Origin of the sequence: Peribacillus glennii (assembly GCF_003429105.1) — a bacterium.
GTDB classification, from domain to species: Bacteria; Bacillota; Bacilli; order Bacillales; family DSM-1321; genus Peribacillus; species Peribacillus glennii.
The window spans coordinates 17,015-33,586 of sequence record NZ_QVTD01000008.1 but is presented as its reverse complement, the minus strand read 5'-3'; the positions used below and the strand labels follow the sequence as shown (position 1 = coordinate 33,586).

At 42.7% G+C, this 16,572-nt stretch carries 15 protein-coding genes and 1 pseudogene; 5 read left to right on the top strand and 11 right to left on the bottom strand.

Features of this window, described 5'->3' with window-relative positions:
- Window positions 1-210 precede the first annotated feature (210 nt).
- Complete coding sequence (locus D0466_RS12855; RefSeq protein WP_117322968.1) at window positions 211-579, bottom strand: hypothetical protein; 369 nt, start codon at window positions 577-579, stop codon at window positions 211-213.
- A gap of 293 nt (window positions 580-872) precedes the next feature.
- Window positions 873-1,039: pseudogene (locus D0466_RS23630) on the bottom strand (ATP-binding cassette domain-containing protein); the annotation flags it as partial.
- A gap of 234 nt (window positions 1,040-1,273) precedes the next feature.
- On the opposite strand from D0466_RS23630, the gene D0466_RS12845 reads away from it, so the two are divergent.
- The 4 genes from D0466_RS12845 (at window position 1,274) to D0466_RS12830 (ending at window position 5,093) form a co-directional block, all read left to right on the top strand.
- A complete protein-coding gene (locus D0466_RS12845) occupies window positions 1,274-1,846 on the top strand; it encodes a DUF2087 domain-containing protein (RefSeq protein ID WP_117322967.1) in 573 nt (190 codons plus the stop codon).
- A 95-nt stretch (window positions 1,847-1,941) separates the two neighbouring features.
- On the top strand, window positions 1,942-3,159 hold the full coding sequence (locus D0466_RS12840) for an MFS transporter (RefSeq protein ID WP_233522637.1): 1,218 nt from the start codon (window positions 1,942-1,944) through the stop codon (window positions 3,157-3,159).
- Window positions 3,160-3,718: 559 nt separating this feature from the next.
- Window positions 3,719-4,855 carry an NAD(P)/FAD-dependent oxidoreductase gene (locus tag D0466_RS12835; RefSeq protein ID WP_117322965.1) on the top strand — a complete coding sequence of 379 codons (1,137 nt, stop codon included), beginning with the start codon at window positions 3,719-3,721 and terminating at the stop codon, window positions 4,853-4,855.
- A 103-nt stretch (window positions 4,856-4,958) separates the two neighbouring features.
- Window positions 4,959-5,093 carry an FbpB family small basic protein gene (locus D0466_RS12830; RefSeq protein ID WP_117322964.1) on the top strand — a complete coding sequence of 45 codons (135 nt, stop codon included), beginning with the start codon at window positions 4,959-4,961 and terminating at the stop codon, window positions 5,091-5,093.
- A 230-nt stretch (window positions 5,094-5,323) separates the two neighbouring features.
- Here the strand turns inward: D0466_RS12830 and D0466_RS12825 are convergent, their stop codons facing one another.
- Window positions 5,324-7,033 carry an alpha-keto acid decarboxylase family protein gene (locus D0466_RS12825; RefSeq protein WP_407675635.1) on the bottom strand — a complete coding sequence of 570 codons (1,710 nt, stop codon included), beginning with the start codon at window positions 7,031-7,033 and terminating at the stop codon, window positions 5,324-5,326.
- A gap of 304 nt (window positions 7,034-7,337) precedes the next feature.
- Here D0466_RS12825 and D0466_RS12820 point away from each other — a divergent pair, with 304 nt between their 5' ends.
- Window positions 7,338-7,511 carry a response regulator gene (locus D0466_RS12820; protein ID WP_117322962.1) on the top strand — a complete coding sequence of 58 codons (174 nt, stop codon included), beginning with the start codon at window positions 7,338-7,340 and terminating at the stop codon, window positions 7,509-7,511.
- Between the two features lie 47 nt (window positions 7,512-7,558).
- Here the strand turns inward: D0466_RS12820 and D0466_RS12815 are convergent, their stop codons facing one another.
- From D0466_RS12815 to D0466_RS12780, 8 genes are all read right to left on the bottom strand, one after another.
- A complete protein-coding gene (locus tag D0466_RS12815; protein WP_325048721.1) occupies window positions 7,559-7,936 on the bottom strand; it encodes a GNAT family N-acetyltransferase in 378 nt (125 codons plus the stop codon).
- Window positions 7,937-8,021: 85 nt separating this feature from the next.
- Complete coding sequence (locus D0466_RS12810) at window positions 8,022-8,840, bottom strand: STAS domain-containing protein (protein WP_117322961.1); 819 nt, start codon at window positions 8,838-8,840, stop codon at window positions 8,022-8,024.
- A gap of 131 nt (window positions 8,841-8,971) precedes the next feature.
- Complete coding sequence (locus D0466_RS12805; RefSeq protein WP_117322960.1) at window positions 8,972-10,219, bottom strand: amidohydrolase family protein; 1,248 nt, start codon at window positions 10,217-10,219, stop codon at window positions 8,972-8,974.
- 62 nt (window positions 10,220-10,281) lie between these two features.
- On the bottom strand, window positions 10,282-13,326 hold the full coding sequence (locus D0466_RS12800) for an efflux RND transporter permease subunit (protein ID WP_117322959.1): 3,045 nt from the start codon (window positions 13,324-13,326) through the stop codon (window positions 10,282-10,284).
- A 336-nt stretch (window positions 13,327-13,662) separates the two neighbouring features.
- On the bottom strand, window positions 13,663-13,983 hold the full coding sequence (locus tag D0466_RS12795; RefSeq protein ID WP_117322958.1) for a hypothetical protein: 321 nt from the start codon (window positions 13,981-13,983) through the stop codon (window positions 13,663-13,665).
- 78 nt (window positions 13,984-14,061) lie between these two features.
- On the bottom strand, window positions 14,062-14,547 hold the full coding sequence (locus D0466_RS12790; RefSeq protein ID WP_158555902.1) for a GNAT family N-acetyltransferase: 486 nt from the start codon (window positions 14,545-14,547) through the stop codon (window positions 14,062-14,064).
- A 38-nt stretch (window positions 14,548-14,585) separates the two neighbouring features.
- On the bottom strand, window positions 14,586-15,020 hold the full coding sequence (locus D0466_RS12785) for a DMT family transporter (RefSeq protein WP_117323148.1): 435 nt from the start codon (window positions 15,018-15,020) through the stop codon (window positions 14,586-14,588).
- Window positions 15,021-15,208: 188 nt separating this feature from the next.
- Window positions 15,209-16,180 carry a hypothetical protein gene (locus tag D0466_RS12780; RefSeq protein ID WP_117322956.1) on the bottom strand — a complete coding sequence of 324 codons (972 nt, stop codon included), beginning with the start codon at window positions 16,178-16,180 and terminating at the stop codon, window positions 15,209-15,211.
- Between the last annotated feature and the right edge of the window lie 392 nt (window positions 16,181-16,572).

Below are 16,572 nucleotides of genomic sequence, written 5' to 3'. Positions count from 1 at the left end.
ATTCCTTGTCGCATCGGAAAATATTTTTGCAGTGAACCGGCATGTCAATTTTTCTCCATATAGAACCACCCTCGAATTTGCAGAAACCGAAGTAAGCGAACAGAATTGGTCCCGCCTCCTTAAATAGAGGTGTTTCTGTACATACAAAGCTTGCCAATAAAATAAGGACAGGAATATTTTACAGTATTCCTGTCCTTTAGGATTAAAAGCTTATCCTTTTTGGATCGCTCCCATCCCTTCCAGAATGATCTTCGCATCAGCATTCAAGTGATCTATAAAATCTTTCCGCAGGAAAAGCTGCTCCTTGTCTTTGATCGTTACCTTGATGGACCTTACATCAAATTTGGAAGCGAAGGAATTAATGGCACTGACGGTAGCCATTTCCCCTCTTGTGAGAGGTTCATAACCCGATTCCAGCCTGTTTGTCAAAAACACCAGCAACTCCCGGGCGTTTCCCTTCAGAAGGTTCTTGTTACCATTCAGTACCTCTAAATTTTCTTCAATATACTTTCTCGTTGTTACCAAGTCAAGTTCCTCAACAGATTGATTTATTTTTAAAATTAATTCCTTAATCCCCAACGGTCTATCTCCTTTTGCTGTTTAATCTCCCTTTCTTTATCGGATTAAACTGCATTTAATTAAGGTTCATGACTCGGTCTCAAGAAACATGGCAAAAGAAACTCTTTGCTTGTTAGAGCTGTCTATTAATAGAGGAAAAACACGGTTGGAAGAACAAGAAAACTAGCCCTTATCCGCAATCATATCAATCTCGATAGATATGCTGATTTTATCGCCCATCCCATTATTATAATAGTGATTTCCTTGTCCAACGAGTGAACATCTTGTTATCGTATCTGCTTTTATTTCACTTCCGTGATCGAGCTCCGCCCGACAATCATTCGGATCGTTGTCGTTTTCCCGGCCTCATTTGGCCCAAGCAGTCCCAGGATTTCCCCTCGGTAAATGTCGAGATTGATTCCCTAATAATCTTTTTGTTCCCGATTTTCTTTTTCACATGAGTAAGGCGACAATGATTAATGTAAAAATGAAAGAACTCATCGAATCAATCCAGGTAAAAATCAAAAACATACCGGAACAGCTATTGATTTTAGGGTGAAAGGCTCCCAAAGGGAAATGAGCGGAAGGTTGAAGTCTACATTTGTCCGTTGCTTCAGCAGTCCTTTCTCCCGCTCATAATAAAAAACAGTTTGCTTCAATACATTAATTAGATTAATATCAAATTAGATAAATATAAAACCAAGGGGATTTCTTTATGCAGCTAAACAAAATCGTCGAGTTTCACAAGGCATTGGGCGACCTGACACGCATCCGGATCATCGCCTTATTGCAGCACGGGCCTCTTCATGGCCAGGCGATTGCAGGGAAGCTAGGTCTTAAGGCACCTACAATCACCCATCACATTTCCAAATTGCGTGATGTTGGATTGATTAAAGAACGCCGGGAAAAGAATACGATTTATTTTTCGCTTAATACAAAAATATTGGAATCAAGTGCCTCAGCCATCCTTTCTGTCGGCAAAGGAACGACAAATGAGATGATTGTTTCCCAGGAAGAAAGAGCGGACATTATCAACAACTTTTTCACAAAGGAAGGAAAACTAAAATCCTTGCCGGCCCAGCGGAAAAAGAAGCTGGTTGTGCTTGCACATATGATTAAAGCTTTAGAGTTTGGTAAAGTTTATCCCGAGAAAGAGGTAAATGAATATTTAACAAGATTTCATGATGATTATGCGACGTTGCGGCGGGAGCTCATCATGTGCCAATTCATGTATAGGGAAAATAATGAATATGAGTTGAACCCTGAGGAGCTTTGGTGGTTAAGGTAATTTTTAAAAAATATGATGAACTTCATATTTTTTTAATCAACTGATTAGATGAATTTCAAATTAGATAGACATTAAAAAAGAGGGGAGATTTGGGAGTGGAAATATTGAGGGAAGAAAAGAAGTACGGAAGGCTCTTCTTTGCCGGTGTAATAAATGGGATCGGGGACCGTTTTAGTTCAGTGGCAATTTTAACCATGCTGCTTCAACTGACGGGATCCGGTTTCGCAGTCGGGTTAACCTTAGCAATCAGGCTGGTCCCTTTTGTGGTGTTCGGGCCGCTGGGCGGGATGCTTGCAGACCGTTTTTCAAGAAAACGTATCTTAATCATCACAGATTTGTCCAGAATCCTGTTTGCACTTTCCCTTCTAGTTGTGGACGGAAAAGAAGATGTCTGGGTTGTTTATGTTACTTCTTTTGTTATGGCGGCGGGTGAGGCCATATATGCACCTGCCCGCAAATCATCCATTATAAAGATCATTGAGAATAAAGCGAGTCTGCTAAAGGTAAACAGCCTGGAACAAGTAATGCTTGGAGTCGTGCTTATTGGGGGAGCCTTTTCAGGCGGGATCGTATCATATATCTTCGGTCCCCAATTTACTTTCTGGTTCAATGCATTCTCTTTTCTGGTTGCGGCTTTAATCATTGCCAACATTGAATTTCCGGCCGAGGATAAAACGGCCCATAATGGCAATAAAGAAAAAACTCAACTTTCATCCATTAGCAAGATCTTGCTGGCTTCCGTTCCATTACAAATCATTCTTCTGTGCCAGGCTTTTGTAGCTTGCGTAAATGGAATCGATAATGTACTTATTAGTGTTTATGCCGTCAAGATTTATGAACTGGGTGAAATCGGAGTCGGAATGTTTTACGGGGCGTTAGGAATCGGGCTGATGCTCAGTTTTTTTGTAGCGAAACGGTTAAAAAAACATCTTCTCCTGCTTGGCATTGCCTGTTTAATGGCAGAAGGCATATTTGTTGTGCTGCAAAGCAGGATTGAGGTTCTTTTACTGGCCGTTCTTATCTTTATTTCCGCCGCTTTTATGTCCGGTATCGGGAATGCTTGCTTTGACACAGTGCTCATGAAAGAAACACCTGAGGAGCACCAAGGAAAACTGTTTGGTTTTACAGAAGCGATTTCTAACACGATTCATGGTGGATCCATGTTTATGGCAGGGGTCGCCACTGAATATATCCACCCTAGAACGATGGGCTTTTTCGGAGGCATATCCTATATTGGCATCAGCTTCTGTCTTTTATTGGCTTTATTCATAATAAGAACAAAGTCTATCTCTGTACGGGATGTTAATCAGTAACTGTGTAAGTTGAACCACAGAATAATATATTTGTTTTTGGATGATTTCAGCCATGCTGATAGGCATGAACAGCCAAGAATATCTTTGTCCACAGCTTTAGTTGGAATGAACATCGGGCTTAGGTTTAGTATTGGGGGATTGGAGGCAGGAAGCTATAATACGTTTCACGCTGAATATAACAACACATAAACTAAGTGCGCCACTCCCTTTTATCTTCATCTGTGTGACCCACATTTTGTGGGCCCGTCCTGCGCCTGTGTCTCCGCCTTTCCATGGCTCGCCAATCGGCGAGTTTTTCTAATTTCGGTCAATATATATTTTTCCGGAATGCATCGTTGAGCATTTGCAGTGTGTATTTTTATGATTTCCAAATCGTTTTAACATCTACATCCCTTATGTACTCATATACTTTATATCCCTCCCCGAAATCCATGGTGGTTTTGACATTGCCCGCATTTTAGTGACATACTTCCTTTATATCTATCATACTGCCCATTTTATGGTTTCATTTGGATCTAATTTCATGTTAAAGACACTGTTTATGAAAGGATGCAAAGGTTTGAAAAAATTTATTATTGTAGGAGCAGGTATCCTGGGAGCCTCAACTGCTTATCAGCTTGTAAAAAAAGGGGCTGAAGTTCTCATTATTGACCGAAAAGATAATGGAAGGGCCACTGATGCAGCGGCAGGGATCGTTTGCCCCTGGTTATCCCAACGGCGCAACCAGGCTTGGTACAAGCTGGCAAAAGCGGGAGCACGCTTTTATCCAGGCTTGATAGAGGAACTTGAAGCGGATGGAGAAACACAAACCGGTTATGCCCCGGTGGGCGCAATTAGCATACATACAGATGAAAAAAAACTTATTGCCATGGAAAAACGCGCAAAAACCCGTAAGGTGGAAGCACCGGAAATCGGCAACATCCGCCGGTACAGCCCGGAAAAAACGAAGTCGAGTTTTCCTCCTTTGGCTGAAGGCTATGCTTCTGTCCATATAAGCGGGGCCGCGCGGGTCGATGGGCGCGCTCTACGGGATTCTTTATTGCGGGCGGCTCAAAAACATGGTGCCACCCTACTTTATGGAGACGCCACTCTGCTATTTAACGGCAATCGTGTAACAGGTGTATCTGTAGCCGGTGAATCTTTTGCCGGCCATAAAGTAATCGTTTGTGCAGGTGTATGGGCAAATCAATTGCTGCATCCATTGGGTATTGACTTTAAAGTCAGTGTCCAAAAAGGGCAAATTGTTCATTTACAATTGCCGGAGACTGATACAAGCAAGTGGCCGGTTGTAATGCCCCCCAGTGACCAATATCTCCTGTCTTTTGCAGACCAGAGGGTGGTAATCGGCACAACCCATGAAAATAAAATAGACGGGTTCGACACCCGGATTACGGCCGGCGGCTTGCATGAAGTATTCAATAAAGCACTTGAAACTGCCCCTGGCTTATCGGGCAGCACCTTTATAGAAGCCAGGGCCGGCTTTCGCCCTTACACACCCGGATTTCTCCCTGTCATCGGGCCTGTACCCGGATGGAAAGGAATTTTGGTTGCAAATGGATTGGGTGCTTCTGGTTTGACGATGGGCCCGTACTTGGGAGATCAACTGGCAAAACTTGCACTTGGTTGGAACGTGGAAATCGAATTGGAAAACTATGATTTGGCCAGCGCCATGGACGACAGTCACAAATTGTCATGAAACTGTCAAATTTAATGACGGCACTTTCCGCTGGATATCATATTATTTAAAATATATAATATTTTCTGATATCTTATCTCAAAACTAAAGGAGTGCTAGTAGTATGCGTCGCCGCTTAACAAAATCATTAGAAGAATTGGTCCAAGAAAATAAAAAGGAATTACTAAATGATAAACAGGAATTAGAAAAAATTGATAAACGAATCGAAAAACGCCACGAGATTAAAAAGCTTGCTTGATTTTACTAAATCCCATGAAAACCATAACCTGTCAGGGTTGTGCCAAAAAGGGGAATTGCACTTTAGCGCTTTAAAGGCTTGGGGGTCAGTCCCCCAAGCCGCTAAAGTGCTAAAGCAGTTTATTTTTGAAAAGGTAAACATCGTAAAGCTGTCTCAAAGTCGAAAGTCCACTTATGAGACAGCGCCTTGCACTTTTTTGTAGATAAGCAAGATGTTCCAACAAGGTACAGTCAATTCTGATGCTGCTCCTGCTCGACCAGATAATCCCACATCCGTTTGAGATACTCAGGCGCATCCATTGAATCTTGGACGATCATCTCGATGATGGACAACTTTCCCTTGCTCTCACTCTCTGCCCGTTTTATCGCGTCATCCAATTCAAGGTTTGTACGCACCTTCGCCGTGAAAGCATCGCCGCCAAAAACCTCCTCCAATTGTGTATACTTCCAATCGGGAATCTGATTATATTTTTGATTTTCACTTTTTACATTCAAATATTTTTCAATCGTGTATCCCTGGTTGTTGAGAATGAAAATGATCGGTTTGCATTCGTAGTCCAGCATCGAACTAATCTCCTGTACTGTTAACTGAAGCGAGCCTTCGCCGGTAAAAAGCAATACGCGTCGGTTCTTATCCGCCAGACATGCACCGAACGCCGCCGGAACCCCATACCCGATGCTCTGCCATCCTCCTTGAGCGATGTACTTTGCCCCCTTTGGCAGTCGAACTTGTGACATCCCATAAGAAATCGTACCTGTTTCCGCTATAACGATATCCTTTTCTTTCAACATTTGTTGAATACGGGGATAATAAGTTGCGGCAGCAATCGGCTGCTCCGGTTCGCCGCTGGCAACATCATATGGAAACCTGTTGCAGACAGGGGCCTCCGGCTGCAGGTAGCCGATTTTCCTCAGAGCAAACAGCATATCCTCCGCCATAATATTCACATATTCGGCAGCCCCGACTCTAACGAATTCAGGCTGAATATCCACAGTTTTCAAAGGATTCAGCTTTGCCGTATACTTTACCAGGTTCACATCGGATTTTACATGCCCTGCGATAATAACGCAATCGGCTCCTTCAACGATATCACACACCCTTTCACTCCCAAACGGGCCTCCATATGTCCCGATATAATTGGGATGACTCTCGTCAAATCCGCCTTTCCCTTGCATCATGGATGCAACCGGTACATTCATTTCCTCGGCAAGACGCATGACAGCGTCTTGAAGGCCGTAGCGAACTGCCAGCATATCTACTAGAACAACAGCGCTTCGGGCAGTTTCAAACATTTCTTTCGCATGGGCAATGGCTGCCCGCAACGAAGTTTCTTTTGTTATCTTTTCATCGGACGACTGTATGTTGTGCCTTAAAATTGGTTTCATAACGAGGTCAATGGCGACTGACAAATACACCGGCTTTTTCTTTTCCTTCGCAATCCTGATTGCTGCCGGGATTTCAAGCTCCGCGTTTTCCGGCGTCAATATCGCTGTGTAGCCGGTAATGTTCCCATACACTTTCCGGAAAACATCATAATCCCCATCCATCAAGGTATGGTGCAGCAGCTTCTTTTCCTTTTGTTCCTTTGACTTTGGGGATCCTACAATATGGATAAGAGGCACACTTTCACTGTAGGCACCCGCAATCACATTGCATGCGCTCATTTCCCCTACGCCAAAAGTCGTAATAAGCGCGCCCATCCCCTTTAAACGGGCATATGCATCAGCTGCATAACCTGCATTCAGCTCATTTCGCCCATTTATAAATTGAATCCCTTCGTATTTTTCAAGCGTATCCAGCAGGGTAAAGTTATAATCTCCCGGTACCCCGAAAACTTCATGAATTTCCTCGCTTTTTAGGCAGTCAAACAAATACTGGCCAAGCGTGACTTCATCTGGCCGTCCGTTTTCCACCTCTTTTGTGGTTTTTGAAATTGACAAGGCTATCACTCCTAGTGGGGTCATGGTTGGTCATCGTACAACCATTATATACCCGATCACATTTCAGCTAATCCCCGGCGGGGAGGCTATCGGCCCAGTCAAACCTTAAACAGAAAAAGAAAAAAAGAGCCGCCAATCGACTCAAGTAAAAATTCTATATGAAACACCTAAACTCTCATAATTTAAGGTTAAATTCACTTTCACTTTCTTTTAACTCAACAGATCCTGTAAAAAATTTGGTTGATTTTGTATACTTCGAGTAAAAACAGGTGTAGTGCTATGTACAAAGTATTGGTAATTGAATATGACCAAAAGATTGGAATTGATTGAAGATTATTTGAGTAAGTGGGGTTTTCATCCTATCCTTGCTGATGATTTCGAGAATGTTGACCGGCAAGTAGTAACGGAAAAACCTCATATTTTGCTGCTTGATATTAATTTACCAGTTCTTCACGCACCGGAAATATGGATATTGTGATGGCAATGAATATGGGCGGAGACGACTATATCCAAAAACCTTTTTCTTTAGAAGTGTTGGTAGCCAAATGTTGATTTAAATCCCAGCTTTTCATAAATTCGGATGGCCCGTTCATTATCGTGAATCACTGATAAGTAAATTCCTCTGTATCCACACTTTTGAACCATTTCATCGATCACAGCTTTTAAGCTGGGAACTCCATAGCCTTTGCCCTGAAACCGGTGCCCGATCATGATGCTGATCAATTGATATCGATTTGTTTCTTTTCTAAATCCATAGGAAGTGAAGCCAATAAGCCCATCCCCATCATAGATTGCTTTTAAAATGAAGCCGAAGGTCTGGCAGGCCGCAAGGAAAAATGCATTGGAGCCCATCCAGCGTTCATAAATTTGAAAGTGCTTTTCCTGTTGCTCATCCAACTTCAAATTGATTACCTGAAAGAAAATTTTGCTCCGTTACCCCTATCAATTTTATATCCATGAAACCGGCTTCAATTCAAATATTATAGTTTCACCCAATGCTTTCTATTGCCTGCTTCACATTTGCATATGTTCTGATTGATGAAAAATCAATGCCACCGCCAATCGCCTTTGTTGCTAAATCAGGACGGATTCCGGTGGCAATTACATTTATCCCCAGCAGTCGAAGGACTTTATTAACATTGAATATATGATTGGCTACCTCCATATCAATGGTGACAATTCCGGAAAAGTCAATGATCAAACATTCTACCCTCAGTTCACTGATTTTCGGGACGACCTTGTTTAATAAATGCTCGGTTCTGTCATAATCAAAGGATCCAATCAACGGAAGAACAGCCATTCCATCCTGGATTGGCACGACAGGTGCTGATAATTCATTAGCCTCCGTACTCCTTTTTTTAATGATGTTGTCCGTGTACTCCTCATAGGCAAGGATGGTCTCAGTCATACTGATGTCTAGCATATAATTGACCCGGCTGTTGATCATGACCACTTCTTCGGTTGAAAGTCCATGGTCGATGGAGATTTTAGTGATTTGGTTAATAAAGAATAACCGGGTATCTGCATATGGTTTAATCAGGCTTGAAATTTTCCCCATTAACGATGCTTCCCGTTCTCCATTCTGTTTGCTCCATTCAATGAGCCCTTCGGTGACAATCGAAGTATCTGCATTCGTAACAGCCTCGGCCAACAACTTTATAAACTCAGTATGGACATTGATAGCTTTGTTTACGACTTCATCAGGAACTGTAAAATCCAATTTAGTAATATTATAGTCTATAATTTCAGCAGCCAGTGATGCTGCATTGTTGATAAGATATTTAGAAACAGATTCAAGCGAACTCATACTTTCCCACGCCCTTGTCTAAGAAATCGTTGTCTATAAATATAATAACACAATATTCTGCAAAAGGGGGGACAGTCCCCCACTGCAACGCCTCGTTAGCGCAGTGGGGGACTGTCCCCTATATATGATTCCTATTTATAGATTTTGTCAACTATCCGCAGATAGTCAGTGTTTAGTTTTTCTTCATCAACAGTTAGGATTTTTCTGTTAAACATGATCCATTTGCCGCCGATCATTACGTGGTGTATTTGCTCCTCTTGTGTTTCCATTAGCAGATTGTGGACGACAGTAGAAAAGCCGCCGGAAAGGATATCCGGTATGAAAGGATCCTTTTTTATAAAAACCAGGTCAGCGCTAAAGCCGTTCTGGATGGAGCCGGCGGAGTTTTGACGGTATGCTCCGGCTCCATTCCGGGTCGCCATTTTTAATACATCCTCCGCGGTAAAGCTGCTTGCAGATGGATTATTTTTCAGTAAATAATAGGCAACTTTCATGGTCTCCCAAATATCTACGCTTGCATAATCGGTGCCAATGCATACATTAACGCCTTTATCCAGCATCTTGGCGACAGGTGCAACCCCTGCCCCGGACCAAAAGTTTGACACCGGACAATGGACAACCGAAGCACCCTTAACCGCCAATTTTCCAATATCATCCTCATTCAAATGAACGCCATGGAACAAAACAGTCTTATCATCGAGCAAATTCCGTTCTTGGTACAACGCCACAGAAGATTTCCCATACTTCGCAAAAATTAAATCTTTTCTCCAGCCGTTTTCCATACAATGTGCCAAGTGGATGGAATCAAACGATTTCTTAATTCTTTCACAGTCTGATAAAGCTTCATCCGTTATATCTTCCTCTTCAAGCAGATGGGTTCCATAGCTAACCCGGCCTACTTCTTTGCCGTAAAAATCAGCAATTTTTTCATGCGAATCCACCAGACCACGCAGCCCCACATTTTCCATGGTTTCCGCAATGACATCCGGCCAATTGCCCGGTTCCGACTCGCTGGCAAATACGATTCCCTTCTTGATCATCTCAACATATGCTTTCATCAATACTGTCCGGTATTCATCGCTTGGCAGATGATCCAATTTGCCGAAAAAGTCTGCTTGAATTTTCCCTTGAAGACTATCATTACACCAATCCTGTATTTTTATATCCTTCGCCAGACCCTTCGCCAGGAGGGAGTACCCATGAAAATGGGAATTGTACAATCCCGGGATAATGATATACCCCTCACAGTCCACGGTCTCAATGTTTTTTTCATCATAGCCAGCATGTTCACCGATTACTATTTTTCCTTCCTTAATTACCAAATTCCCCTGGACGGCATTCAGGTTCTCATCCAAGTAAAACGCATTCTTTAATAACATCCCGTCCACCTCCCTATAGTTTCATTCAAATTGCTCTCAAAGCCAATCCATGTTCGAAGCCTTCAAACCGCATTCCGTATTGGAACCGGCTGATTTTTAACGCCGCGGGCCGGATGGAACAGGCTGTACAACACCGGAACGATGAAAAGTGTCAATAATGTTGAAGTGGTCAGCCCGCCAATTACGACCACAGCAAGGGATGAGGAAACAATGCCGGCATGGCTTGACAAAGCCATTGGAAGGAGCGCGCCCACAGTGGCAATAGCCGTCATCAATATCGGCCTTAATCTTACCACACCTGCATCAAGTAATGCCTCATGCTTTTCAACACCCAGCTTTTCATTTTGTTTAACGCGGTCTATCAATACAATCGCATTAGTGACAACGATTCCGTTTAACATTAATAACCCAATCATCGCAGGCATGCCAATCGGCTGTTTTACAATAAAGAGGCCGATAAGCGCCCCGATAATCGAGAACGGAATGGCAAACAAGATAACGAATGGTGCTTTCCCTTCACCAAACGCGATGACCATGACCATATATACGAGAAGGACACTGACTCCAATCGCGATCGCCATATTGGTGAATCCCTCTTCCATCGCAGCGGAGGCACCTTCTTTGTAATAGCTGACCCCTTTAGGCAAATCCAGATCTTTTACAAGCTTATCAGCTTTGCTTGTAATCTCTCCTGTTTTGCTATCTGTTATTTGACCCGTGACCATTACATATTCATTGGAGTTCAAGTGAGTAATGATAGTCCGGTTTTCTGCATTTTTCAGCGTTCCGATATCTTTTAACTTGACGGGTATGCCCGCTATATTTGGAATCTCTTGTTCTTCAAGCTCCTTTAATGAACTAACGCTCTCCATATTAAGCAGCAGCTTAACATCTTTTTTATCGCCGTCCATGTTAATAGTGGCCACAACATCCCCGCTGATCAATTCACGGAAGCTGCTCCCTACCATCGCAGGCATAAGGCCATGCTCTTCCAGTTTATCTTCATCCATTTCCATTACAATTTCAGGCTCATCCCCTTCTAAGGATGTATGAATATCCGCCATGCCTTTAATATCCCTTAACCCGGCTGCAATGTCATTGCTCGCTTTTGTAATATCATCAAAATCCGGCCCTTTCACAATCAGCACATATTGGGATTGCCCGCCGCCGGCTACACCGCCCACACCTGTAACGGAAATCTCTTTAGCAGCCTTTATCTGTTTAAAGTCAGAGCGGATGTTTTTAATAACATTGTCTGGATCACTGACGTTTTTCTTCAATTCAAAAGAAATCGACGCACTTTCATGCTCACCATAAACACTGGTATTCACTTGCTTAACTTTCTTATTATCCAGCAAAATTCGCTCAGCCTTGGACGCCGTCTCGCTTGTTAGCTTAGGGGCGGTCCCTTTTTCCATCGTAATGCTTACATCGTAGTTACTGACCTTATCCTGAGGTAAAAACGTTGTTCCAAGCCGTGGCGCAATGAGCCCGATCGAACCGGCCAGGATCACAACCGCTGCTATCAGGGAAATGGCACGATGGCCGAGAGCCCAGCCCAAGCTTTTGCGGTATAAGGTTTGGAGTTTATTCTCTTTGTGCTCTTTTGGCGAGATGTTAAGCAAGAAAATCCTGGATAAAAGCGGAACTATTGTGATAGCAACCACCAAGGAAAATATCAAGGAAATAACAACGGTCCATGCCAATGGTGCAAAAAAGCGGCCAATCAATCCAGGTACAAAAGCCATTGGCAAAAAGACGGCAACGGTCGTAATGGTTGAAGAAGTAATCGCGGATGCAACTTCCCTCGTTGACTGTTCAACAAGCTTTTCCGAACGTTCCTTTGAAGCCCTCACCCTTCTAAAAACATTTTCTATTACTACAATCGAATCATCTACGACACGCCCGACTGCAACCGCGATCCCGGCTAGGGTCATCATATTCAATGTGTACCCCAGCAGGTTCAAAACAGTAAAAGATGCTAAAATGGACAGCGGGATTGAAATAATCGAAATGAGCGTGGATCTGATATTTCTGAGGAACAACAAAGTAACTACGACTGCCATCAATGCGCCAAGCAGAGCTTCCCTCAGCATGGCATGCACCGATTCCTTTATCTCGATGGATTGGTCCCTTAATGTTTTCACTTGAAGCTGTTCGCGCAAATCCAAGCCTTTTATCGTTTTCTTTGCTTCATCTACAATCCCCACTACGTTTTCGCCGCCATCAGGAATAATTCCAATCGTGATGCCAGGCTCCCCATTAATCCTTGTAAAATCAGTCTTATTTTCTGCCTGATATATGATTTTGGCGATCTCACTCAACTTCACTGTTCCAGGCTTAGGATTGTTTCCATCCGGACTGCCTTTTGTAAAAACCGTTATATTTTTTAAGTCATCAATCGATGTTAAATCCTTGCTTACCCGTATCGGGAGTACCTGGCCAGATAGAGAAACATCGCCGGTAGGGATAGAAAGATTATTTGCCTGGATTGTATTTTTTACATCCTCCAGGGTTAGTCCCTTTTTCTTTAATTCCTCGGGCAATAGGCGGACAGAAATCTGTTTTTCTTCAATGCCCCCTACGTCAACCTCACTCACTCCATTGATGGATTCCAGCGCAGGGACAATTTTATTTTTTACAATATTCTGTAATTCTTCATTTGATTTTTCCGCATAAACACCCATTGTATAAACGGTACGGTCTCCATCAGGCCCTTGCAGAATGATTTCAGGATCTTCTGCTGCTTCAGGCAATTTTACTTTATCAATTGCAGCACGTACTGCCTTCTCTTGTTCTTCCATATCAACGGACATGGCATTTTCCGTAGTAAAATAAACGGCATTGGCATATCCTTCGGTATAAACGTTTTCAACTCCGTCCAGATTCATAAGCTCCTTTTCCACCGGCTCCCCGATTTCTTTCATTATTTGCTCAGGTGATGCACCCGGATAAGGAACCGCAACTGTCATGTATGGAATATCAACATTCGGATATTTTTCAATATTGATTTGTTTAAGTGAATAGATTCCTCCCCCAATGATCAATAAAATCATTAAAAATAACGCCACTCCATTTCTCATGCTAAAACGGATTATCGCTTTCATCTTCTCTTTTCCCCAATCTATATCAATTTTTATGTCTGGCAGGAAGCAAGCCGTGATGCAGCATGCACAATATACAAAAATAGGAAAATAGCACTAAACATCTATTTTACAATATAAGTCATATATTGAAAATTTTCCATATTTTCTTTCTATTAATTACTTTTCCTCTTGTAAACAATATACATATCACAGGAGAAAAGTCATACCACGTAGTGCATTAAAGTCATAACCTACAGTGAAAAAAGTAATAAACCCAACAAAAAAACAGTTTAGCTTTCGCTTCACTGTTTTCAGTCCGTACTTGTTTAATTGAAACATTCAGAGCATAAAAAAATCCTATGCCAGAGATGTAATGGGATGCTTGAAATGTTCCGGAAAAGGGATCTCGCCATGATTCCATCTTACAAAAAGCATATTGCTGCTATGAAGAGATTCTTTTGACATATATACTCCATCGTACTCCGGAGTGAAATGAAACACCACTTTATTATTCTCCGGTCTTGCGATCTTATTGATAATCCGTGCCAGGTCAATTTCTTCCTGGCTTATGATATCAAATACATGCAGGCAGCCAGCTTCTATCTTAAATAGTACAATCGCATTTTCATCCTCTAGGAAATAAATATCCTCACTAAATACATCGAGACAATAAAACATCAATAACTCCGGTGTATTTGATGTGCTAAATGGATTTGAAATTGGAATCCTATTTATCGCAAATTCAAAGACGAATTGTTAATCTGCCTGATTGGTCCCGCTTAATTCCCGGATAAATCCTTGTTCCCTATCGCCGTGATCATAATTGATGGTAAACAGGGTTTCTTCCACAGCATGAAACCCGAATTTCGGATAGAAGTCTAACACCGAGTGGTTCGCAAACAGGTACATGATATCGTGTTTATTCTTATATTCCGTTAATATCCGGTTGATTAACTCCTGTGACAATCCCTGATTCCTGTAATCACGGTGTGTCATAACTGTCCCGATCTGAATCGCCCGTTTTGACTCGCCGTTCATAATAAGGTCCAGTTCATTGACAGAAACGTTTGCCACAATCCGCTTTCCATCTGCAAAAGAAAATGGTTTATATTTGTCTGTGCAAAATCCACTTAGATACCAGCTTTCAAATCCGATACCAAAAATTTCACCCGCAAGCCCATTAAAGCTGTGTCTTAGAATCTCAACATTTTTATAATTTTTAACAAATTGCAGATTCTCCATCGCCCACCACCCAAATTGATTCTTTAGTTTTCTTCCATTCATTTGTAGTTATATAAATAAAGGGAAACGAATAATAGTACAATGGCTGCAATCTTCTTAAAATCAATTGATATTTTGACTCCGCCAAACAATCCAAAATGATCAATGATGGCCCCTATTATGATTTGTCCGGCTATTACCGCAACCAATGTGGGAGCAACACCAATTTTGGGGACCACAAGAATCATGACGGTGACATAAAAGGCACCAAGCAAACCGCCTATAAGCTGCCATTTCGGCACAGATTGTACAGCCAATATATTTCCTTTTCCAAAGAACAACACCAAAAAGAATAATGCAAGTGTCCCTATTAAGAATGAAACAAAAGAGCCTTCAATGGCCCCTATTTTTTTCCCTAATCCACCGTTTATTTGGGCTTGAACGGCAACCGCGAATCCTCCCAATAATGCAAGCAACGGAAAAATGATTTTCACCAAGCAAACTCTCCTCCAAACCGTATTCTATCCATCCATTATACTTTAACGAGAAAATAATGGCAGGGAACTCGCTTAAATAATAAAAGACCTCCCCTGGGGCAGGCCTAATCCTATGAAAAACGTATTCCTAATGAATATGCCCTTCACAAAGAAGGGCATTTCTAATATTAAAGCGGACGAGGGTATTACTGCATCATGCCGCCTTGAGTTCCGCTTGTGAATCCTGTTTGGCCTGCTTGTTGTGTAGCAGATCCATATTGTAAATCGCGTTGGATGTCCTGTCTTACCTGCTGGGCATCTGTTCCGGCAAATCCTGCCTGTGTGATCGCTTGTACTGGTCCGCCCACTTGCTGTGAACCAAAACCAGTTGTCATTCCTGCTTGCATGCCAGTTGATTGCATGCCGGCTGACTGCTGGGAAGAACCATACTGCAAGTCTCTTTGGATGTCCTGTCTTACCTGTTGGGCATCCGTACCTGCGAATCCAGGCTGCATGACGGATTGTACGCCTCCACCTGCTTGCATTGAACCAAATCCGCCTGTCATTCCTGCTTGCATGCCGTAGCCGCCTTGCTGCTGGTTGGAAGATCCATATTGCAAGTCTCTTTGGATGTCCTGTCTTACCTGCTGGGCATCCGTACCTGCGAATCCAGGCTGCATGATGGATTGTACACCTCCGCCTGCTTGCATCGAACCAAATCCGCCTGCCGTTCCTGCTTGCATGCCATAGCCGCCTGTCATTCCTGCTTGCATGCCGTATCCGCCTGTCATTCCTGCTTGCATGCCGTAGCCGCCCTGCTGCTGGTTGGAAGATCCATATTGCAAGTCTCTTTGGATGTCCTGTCTTACCTGCTGGGCATCCGTGCCTGCAAATCCTGGCTGCATGATGGATTGTACGCCCCCGCCTGCTTGCATGCCATAGCCGCCTGTCATTCCTGCTTGCATGCCATAGCCGCCTTGCTGCTGGCGAGAAGCACCATATTGTAAGTCACGCTGGATATCCTGTCTTACCTGCATAGCATCTGTTCCAGCAAATCCTGGCTGCATGATGGATTGCACGCCTCCGCCTGCTTGCATCCCTAATTGCTGGGCTCTTTGTTGAATCTGCTGCAGGGATTGCTGTGCTTGTTGTGCTGCCTGAAAAATACGTTGTGGCATGTTGATTCCTCCTTGTATTGTGATGAAACACAGTTATATATTTTGCAAGGCAAATGATTTTATACACTTTTTTTATATTTTTTTTATTAACGATAAAATTATGCTACCCATATTAAGGGATTTAAGGAAGGAGGGTGAATCCGCTGCTCAACCTTATAAAAATGCAAGATTGGAAAAAGGCTCTTGGACCTGAGAGAATCCGAATGAAAAAAGGAATCTGGCTAGTATGCCAAATTCCATTTCCAAGGAAAATTATGAGTTACAAGGTGGTGTAGAGAAATCGCTACTCAATCTTTCGTTCCTCTCAACACAAATTATTATGGAAATTTGTAACTGAGAACATTCTGCCAAAATTTACAGGGCATTTGTTTTAATAAAAAAGACAACTTATT

What these genes read in the sequence shown, in the direction of transcription:
- D0466_RS12780 (WP_117322956.1), bottom strand. Translation starts at nt 16,180, where the DNA reads ATGCCACAACGTATTTTTCAGGCAGCACAACAAGCACAGCAATCCCTG.
- D0466_RS12790 (WP_158555902.1), bottom strand. Translation starts at nt 14,547, where the DNA reads ATGGAGAATCTGCAATTTGTTAAAAATTATAAAAATGTTGAGATTCTA.
- D0466_RS12800 (WP_117322959.1), bottom strand. Translation starts at nt 13,326, where the DNA reads ATGAAAGCGATAATCCGTTTTAGCATGAGAAATGGAGTGGCGTTATTT.
- D0466_RS12820 (WP_117322962.1), top strand. Translation starts at nt 7,338, where the DNA reads ATGACCAAAAGATTGGAATTGATTGAAGATTATTTGAGTAAGTGGGGT.
- D0466_RS12805 (WP_117322960.1), bottom strand. Translation starts at nt 10,219, where the DNA reads ATGTTATTAAAGAATGCGTTTTACTTGGATGAGAACCTGAATGCCGTC.
- D0466_RS12810 (WP_117322961.1), bottom strand. Translation starts at nt 8,840, where the DNA reads ATGAGTTCGCTTGAATCTGTTTCTAAATATCTTATCAACAATGCAGCA.
- D0466_RS12830 (WP_117322964.1), top strand. Translation starts at nt 4,959, where the DNA reads ATGCGTCGCCGCTTAACAAAATCATTAGAAGAATTGGTCCAAGAAAAT.
- D0466_RS12795 (WP_117322958.1), bottom strand. Translation starts at nt 13,983, where the DNA reads ATGTTTTATTGTCTCGATGTATTTAGTGAGGATATTTATTTCCTAGAG.
- D0466_RS12845 (WP_117322967.1), top strand. Translation starts at nt 1,274, where the DNA reads ATGCAGCTAAACAAAATCGTCGAGTTTCACAAGGCATTGGGCGACCTG.